The organism is Planctomycetia bacterium (assembly GCA_034440135.1).
Taxonomy (GTDB): domain Bacteria; phylum Planctomycetota; class Planctomycetia; order Pirellulales; family JALHLM01; genus JALHLM01.
The window spans coordinates 1-6,475 of sequence record JAWXBP010000182.1 but is presented as its reverse complement, the minus strand read 5'-3'; the positions used below and the strand labels follow the sequence as shown (position 1 = coordinate 6,475).

The following is a 6,475-nucleotide window of genomic DNA, read 5'->3' as shown; positions in this document are numbered from 1 at the left end:
TTGGTCACCGACTTCGTAGAAATCGCGCCGCCGCAGCTTGGCGACTGCCCCGACGCGGGCGGCCGTGTAGATCAGAATGCCAATCACGGCGAAGTCACGGCGGCCAACATCGTGGGACGCCGCGATGCTCTTCAGCAATCGCCGCGCATGTTCGACCGTAATCTCCGGCGTCTTGCCTTCGATGATTTGATATCGCTCGCTGCGCACCGACAACGCCGGATTCAGGATCAGGACATGCCGCATGACAAGCCCATCAAAGAACCGCCGCAGCGCCGCCAGGTGCAGCTTCCGAGTGGGTAAGGCAACTGGCAGAGACTCAAGAAATCGTCCGACATCGGCCGGTGTCACACGGACCAACTCCAGGCCGCGTAAGACGCACGAATCAGAGAACAAGCGAATGGTGTGCAGATACGCTTTCCGCGTGGAGGGATTGCGGATCTGTCCGTAAAAAAACTCTTCGAAAGCGAATCGAGCTGCCCCACCGGCATCCCGAATGAGCGCCGGTAGGTCTGCGGGTTCAGGCCGTTCAACCGCAGCCAGCGAGTTCGTTACGTCGGTCATCTTTCTCCATCGGTACCTCAACCGGTACCTCACTGTGCCAACCGCCGGTTTGCGATTTCAGTTTGCTTCCGATTCACCGACCATCTCGTCGATCCATCGGGCAAGTGCCTGGAAAACGGGGTGTAGCATTGCTCAGTCGGCACCTGACGGAATTACGCGACCCGGTGAGTTTTCCGGCACTCCATCCATAGCGCCGGACAACGTCCTTTGTCCAGCCCTGTTTACTCTGGCTGAACGACCAACCTATTCAGCATGCCTGACCTCGCCGCACGGCCTGCCAGTCTGCGTCCACATCAATGCATGCGTACTTTCGTCTTCGACCTCTCCAAACGGTGCTTTATATCCGGCGATGTGATAGGGAATCAGACCCGACGAAACACAGCTCTGTGAATTTCACTGGAAGTGAAGCCTATTACCACCCCCTCACTGACGTCAGAACGTGAGTGAGGGGTCGGTGGTGCCAACGGTTCTGAATCAGGTTAGACCGTCCAGCGGGCGACGCCTTTTGGGCAGAGCCCGCTCCCGGATCAAGAATGCGCATCGTCCCGTGGGCCTAGACGATCGCGAAGGTGACAAGCCATTCATTAACCCGCGCAAATCATCCCACATCATTATTCGACCAGCGTGCGGAAATGATTTGCGACAAGTGATCGCATCGCTTCGCGGGCAGGAGTCAATGCCTCTTGGTGGTTGTCGTACGTTGCTGGCTTCGGCCAGGAGCAAGCGGGCCTCGCCGGAGAACCCCTCCAGTTGAACGTCTTTGGAAGAGTCGCGCAGTGACTGAGTCACTTCGCTTGAACTCGCTTGTCGAATGGCTTTCGCAGACGCGCTGTTTGCCCTCGTTACCTGCCTGAAGTGCGCACGCGAATGCAATCGTTCGTTACTCGTCACGTTCTTTTTTTGTGGAGAAGATGTATGTCGAAGCAAACTGCGAAAAACCGACCTGTGCATGAAATTCGGCTTGGCCGGATCAAGGCTGTTATCTGGGAAAACGACACTCAATCCGGAATTCGTCACAACGTGAAAATCAGTCGTCTTTACAAGGACGGTGATTCATGGAAGGACTCGAACAGTTTTGGTCGCGACGATCTTCCACTGGTGGAGAAAGTCGCCGATCTCGCACACACGTGGATCTTCACTCATGGTGGTGAGGCCGCTGCGGGCGATGATTAAGTACTACTTGGCTGGTCGATGACGCACGTGTCGTCCGGAGAATTGCCCAGCAGAGGTTTCGGCATCACCGTACCTCTGCGCTGACTGCCAAATATGGCATACCGAACGGCGACCTATGGGCTTCCAAGTTCCGGGATGCTTCGTGCGCGGCAACTCGACCTCACTCTTTCCACTCCAAGCGGGCGTGATTGCATTCTTGATTGTTTTGGCTGCGGCCTTTGGGAGCGGCAGCGCTGATGCCAATTGCTGACCGCTGCGGATTCGTTTCCTCGAACCTCTTCCTCTCACATCGAGACCGGAGTCCCTTGGTCCGCTGGATGAAGGTTGCGGAAAGGTCTGGCCCAAGCGCAACCACGCATTTACTCGCGTGAGCTTTGGGAACCAAGGGTTTGTTGCTCGATTCCGAAGTGACTCGCAGCGAGCTTACCGTCAAGCAGGCTCTCGGTGGCCACTTTTTACTCGAAGAAAATTTCGCGGGATTTCCGAACCTGGTATTGACAAGGCAGCATACAGCAGTAGCATGAGAGGTGAAGTTAGAGAACCGAAAGGAATTTGCACTCAAGATTCCCAAAAGCCGCACAAGCCAGACTTCTCGCAACAGCGAGGGGAGTCCGGCGTGTCCGGCTTTTTTTCGTTGGGAAGTGCTCATGCGAGAGTTTCCAAAAACGCAGGCAGTCCTTCACGGTCAGTTGACCGTGGTCGATGATTACTATCGTCAAGCAATTCAATTGCTGGATCAGGGGACGGTGCCAGCGTTCGAGCACAGCGAAGTTGCTCGCTCTTTTGAGGCCGTAAACGAGGCCCGACAGCGCTTTCAGGACTTGGCTGAACTCTATCCGTCAGTGCCGCACCATTTGGACTGGGTGGCCGAGTGCGATCTCACCCTGAGTCGCCTTCACGCGCAACAGGGAAGCCCAGCCGAAGCGGCTGAAAAAGCGGAGCGCGCAAAGGATCTGCGTTCTGGACCGATTCTGGCTCGCTGGAAAAACACGGAGCCGCTTTGTCGAGCGTACGAGCGTGCAAAATCGTTGAACGAGGCCGCTTTTGGGGCGGACGCGCTAGACGGAATTCGCATGTACCGGGAAGCCAGTGCGATTTGCGAGTCCTTGGTCGATGCTTTTCCCAACTGCAAGGGCTATCGGGATTGGCTGGGAGCCAATAAGGGAGGCAGCGCAAAACGCCTGAGTAAGATTGGCGCGCGAGTTGATGCAGAAGCGGATTTTGCGATCTCTATTCGGTTGCGCCGAGAGTTACGAGACAGCGAATGGAGATCAGAGACGACGAAATGCAAGTTGGCCAATACGCTCTACTCGTTTCTTCAGACTTTCGATCGTTTGGGAACAACACTTTCCCATCGTAAAAAGTTTCGAGCGTCGATGGAGTGCTGCCAGCTTTACCGCGAAGTCCTTACTGAGCAGTACGGCTTGGAGTGGGTCACTGAATACTTAGAGGCACTGGATTGTTTGTTAGGACTGGCAAACTCGGCCGCCGAGCGTGAGTGCGTTGATCGAGAAATCGAGTTAGCCCAAGCGGTCACCTATGCGGCGAATGCCGATCCAGTCCTTGAATACAAGGCTTCGAAATTACTGGCGGATCGTCGCGCGAAGCTCCGCCCACAACATATCGGGGTCAGCGTTTCACGCGGGATTCAATTCGTACTGTGCCTGCTGGTGTTTGGTCTTACCGGGCTATTCAGCTTTCCTTTGTTCTGCGCAGTTGCGTTGCCTTGCGCGTTATGCGTCAGGCTGATTGGGACGGCCGAAAAGGGATTTGCTGTGGGGAGAGTTCGTGATCTCCTTTCTACGTGCGTCATGCCATGCTGTTTGTTATTTGGTGAACTTCACGGCTATGAGTTAGCTGGCGGCCTTCTAGGAATCGTCGTCTATCTCGTCGCCACTGCAATGGTGCGCGGTCAATTGCTGCGGACGCATTCGCATCGAATGGTCGCGATTTGTGCCCGTGTTTCTCGACGTGCCGATTCAATCGCGGAACGATGGGCGCTTTGGATCGCGAATCATGGAACTCCGTGGCTGAAGGCGCTGATGCTCGATGCCGATGTCGCGCACGGAAGTCCGCGACTCAGGCGGCCATTCTACTGGGCGGCTGGCTTCTGTGCCGTGTCATGGGAAGCGCAAGAGCTTTGCGCCGGTCTTGTGGCATTGGTAAACGACTTCGTGGAACCGGCATCCCGTCCACAGAAGCCACGCTTTACGTCACGTCGACAAAATCAGTCGACCTCTTGGGCAGTCCTGCTGAGACGCCCGCTGCATCTCGCTCGCGGCGATGATGTCCCGCTCTGCACCTAAGCGCTTTGCTTGCCAATGGTCAGTCCCACAGTGCCGTGATTGCGCGACATTGTGCATGGTTTGACGCGCGGGCAATGCGGAGCGCCGTCCCGATGATCGGGAACGCCTGCGCAATGCGGATATCGCGGCTTGCTTCGGACTCTAACTTCACCCGGTCACGTTGTACGCGTGACCAAGCCACCGCACTAAACAGGCAAACCAGGCTCGTCGGGGCGGCACTCCCTGCTGCCCACTGCGTGTAGTGAGCGCGATCGACGGTCTCGCCCTGCGACAAACGTAAGAATGTGAATTCGGAGCCCTGCATGGACACAAATTTCAATATGCCCTGTCCACTCAGTCGTACTTTCGCCGTGACGAAGAACGACTTTGTGGCGACTCAGCCGCAAGCCCTACGTCAACAGGCGTTCGTCCAATGCTTTACCTGGTCAATCGAGCATATGGCAGCGTTGCACGGGGAAGCACGCAATCCCTTTCGTGCAGCGAGAGCATTTGCTCATCGAATGGAGCGCAAGAACTTTCTGCACAGCGACTTGATCGATTGCCAGAGAGTGGAGATCGGAGAACGGCCACTTTGCACCTCACAATGCAGCACCTGTGACATCGATCGGATCGCTTATCAATTGGAACGGCGGTTCTCCGGAAATTCCAAGCCAACAAGAATCTTTTGGCCGAGCACTGAATTTGCTCGACGATTCGGAACCTGGACTGGATCCGACTGCTACCCGTGCCCACACAAAGTCAGTCATGACCTGATCGTCACTTCCGTCTGGCTGGGTTTACTGAAGGCTGCACCTGAAGTGGCCTGCAACGCCTGGACGTCGGAGCGTCTTTTGATGGCATCCGCTGCGACGTCCGCCAGGCGGGGACCAATGCCGGATGCCGCAATTTGCGATGAGGGCAAGGTGCACATCGCCATTGAAATCGGCGGCAACTATCCAGCGTCCTGGCTTCGGCATCACATCGAACGATTTGAGCAGGCCGGATGGGATTGGGAGATCTGGTAATGAGGGGAAGCAACATGAAGAGAATTCGACTTTCTAAACGAGACAGAGAGCTGCTCATACGCATTGTCCCGTTCGGGCATGCGACAGTTGAAATAATTCAGCGTTGGTATTCGTGGCTGTCAATCGCGGCCGTGCGGAGCTGGATCAAGCGATTGCGCCAAGCGGGGTGGATTGTTTCAGCGCCACTCGACGAACGTCGCAATTATTATCGGCTCTCGAACAGGGCGGTCCAGTATCTCAGAAATAAATGGGGCGTTCGCGTCTCACGAGCCACAACTCGGCCGTTGAAGCCAAATCGAAAGCCCGAGAAACACGCATGGCTGCTGTTTATTTCCGAAAACCCAACGCTCGGACGAGAAGCCTATCGCCCCGCGTTTGACTCAGGTCTCTTTCCAGAACTCGCCGCCCATCTGGCTGAGGGCAAAGCAGATCCCTATCGGCAGCGATTGTTCTATCGGGCCGGGGAAACGATCGGGCTGTTCGTTTTGGATCGCGGTCATCCCGATTTCGTAAACGCCAAATTGAAACCACAGGTTGAAGACCTTTGGCGGCAGCCATCGTTTGCAAAGGTCGTCAATGCGGGTTTATTTGAACTCACCGTGTCAACGAGTTCCATCTCACGCAAACGGGAGTTGGAAACAGTGATCAATGAACATCCGCCGGGCTTTCACTGGCAGATCGTCGTGATGGAGGAGATCGCGGCACTCCTTCCGCGTCGCAGCAGTTCAAGTCCGCCGTATTCCGAAAGGAGCAATGGTCATGAAAACACGCCGTGAGGCTCGTCAACTCAGTCCTGGCGACCAGTTTCATCTTACGCTGACAATTCAAGTGGAATTGTCTGAAGCTGAACAGCACGACGACGGCCGAGTCACTCTTCGCGCAAAAGTGGTCCCGTGTGGACCACGGTGCGGTGAAGAGTGTGAGTGCAAGAGTTCTGTCTTCAAAGACACAAGTGGGCCGTTTGAGTTCAACCTACATGGGACTCAGCGCGTTCCGTATTTTGGCAATCTTCAGCAACTACTTGCAGATTCCGAGCGGATCAAAAAGCAGATCGCTCGACTGACCGGAGCAGAGGGTGACTCCGCTCCGCACGAAAGCCTTGTTTCTTCTCACCCAATCACTAACAAAGTGGAGTAACCAACATGCCTTTGCCCTACCTCAATCGCAGAGAGAACCAATTACGACTTAATGGGCGGATGCCGGTTCTGTACTGGCCACGGTTCCGTCCGTCAGCCGCCGACACGATGACGTTTACGTGGTGGTGTATTTCCGTAAGTGCATATGCGGTCATCGTGACGTTGGGAATGGATGCCTTCCGCTTCATGCCATCCTGCTGTAAACGGCGCTCGAAGAGTGCAGCGCTTGGCGGGTTACCGATGGTCGGTCGAAAAGTGTAGTGCTCATGTTCCCTTCCGCGGATTCGTGACCGAG

The 6,475-nt window shown here is 55.6% G+C and carries 6 protein-coding genes; 5 read left to right on the top strand and 1 reads right to left on the bottom strand.

The features are described from left to right. Positions 1-561: integrase (locus SGJ19_10700; protein MDZ4780712.1), on the bottom strand; the 561-nt coding region annotated here is incomplete at its 3' end. Between the two features lie 915 nt (positions 562-1,476). Between SGJ19_10700 and SGJ19_10695 the strand changes: the two genes are divergently transcribed. The 5 genes from SGJ19_10695 (at position 1,477) to SGJ19_10675 (ending at position 6,181) form a co-directional block, all read left to right on the top strand. Continuing rightward, positions 1,477-1,734 (top strand): hypothetical protein, encoded by a 258-nt coding sequence (locus SGJ19_10695; protein ID MDZ4780711.1) that lies wholly within the window; start codon positions 1,477-1,479, stop codon positions 1,732-1,734. A 647-nt stretch (positions 1,735-2,381) separates the two neighbouring features. Next, positions 2,382-4,040, top strand: a complete 1,659-nt coding sequence (locus SGJ19_10690) for a hypothetical protein (protein ID MDZ4780710.1) — start codon at positions 2,382-2,384, stop codon at positions 4,038-4,040. Positions 4,041-4,342: 302 nt separating this feature from the next. Further along, positions 4,343-5,044, top strand: coding sequence for a hypothetical protein (locus tag SGJ19_10685; GenBank protein ID MDZ4780709.1), 702 nt, complete (start codon positions 4,343-4,345; stop codon positions 5,042-5,044). 14 nt (positions 5,045-5,058) lie between these two features. Then, on the top strand, positions 5,059-5,820 hold the full coding sequence (locus SGJ19_10680) for a hypothetical protein (GenBank protein ID MDZ4780708.1): 762 nt from the start codon (positions 5,059-5,061) through the stop codon (positions 5,818-5,820). Beyond that, on the top strand, positions 5,804-6,181 hold the full coding sequence (locus tag SGJ19_10675; GenBank protein ID MDZ4780707.1) for a hypothetical protein: 378 nt from the start codon (positions 5,804-5,806) through the stop codon (positions 6,179-6,181). The genes SGJ19_10680 and SGJ19_10675 overlap by 17 nt, the downstream gene beginning before the upstream one ends. The last annotated feature ends 294 nt before the right edge of the window (positions 6,182-6,475 follow it).

Excerpts from the sequence above, each read along its gene's own strand:
- SGJ19_10695 (MDZ4780711.1), top strand. The coding sequence starts at position 1,477 with ATGTCGAAGCAAACTGCGAAAAACCGACCTGTGCATGAAATTCGGCTT.
- SGJ19_10690 (MDZ4780710.1), top strand. The coding sequence starts at position 2,382 with ATGCGAGAGTTTCCAAAAACGCAGGCAGTCCTTCACGGTCAGTTGACC.
- SGJ19_10685 (MDZ4780709.1), top strand. The coding sequence starts at position 4,343 with ATGGACACAAATTTCAATATGCCCTGTCCACTCAGTCGTACTTTCGCC.
- SGJ19_10680 (MDZ4780708.1), top strand. The coding sequence starts at position 5,059 with ATGAAGAGAATTCGACTTTCTAAACGAGACAGAGAGCTGCTCATACGC.
- SGJ19_10675 (MDZ4780707.1), top strand. The coding sequence starts at position 5,804 with ATGAAAACACGCCGTGAGGCTCGTCAACTCAGTCCTGGCGACCAGTTT.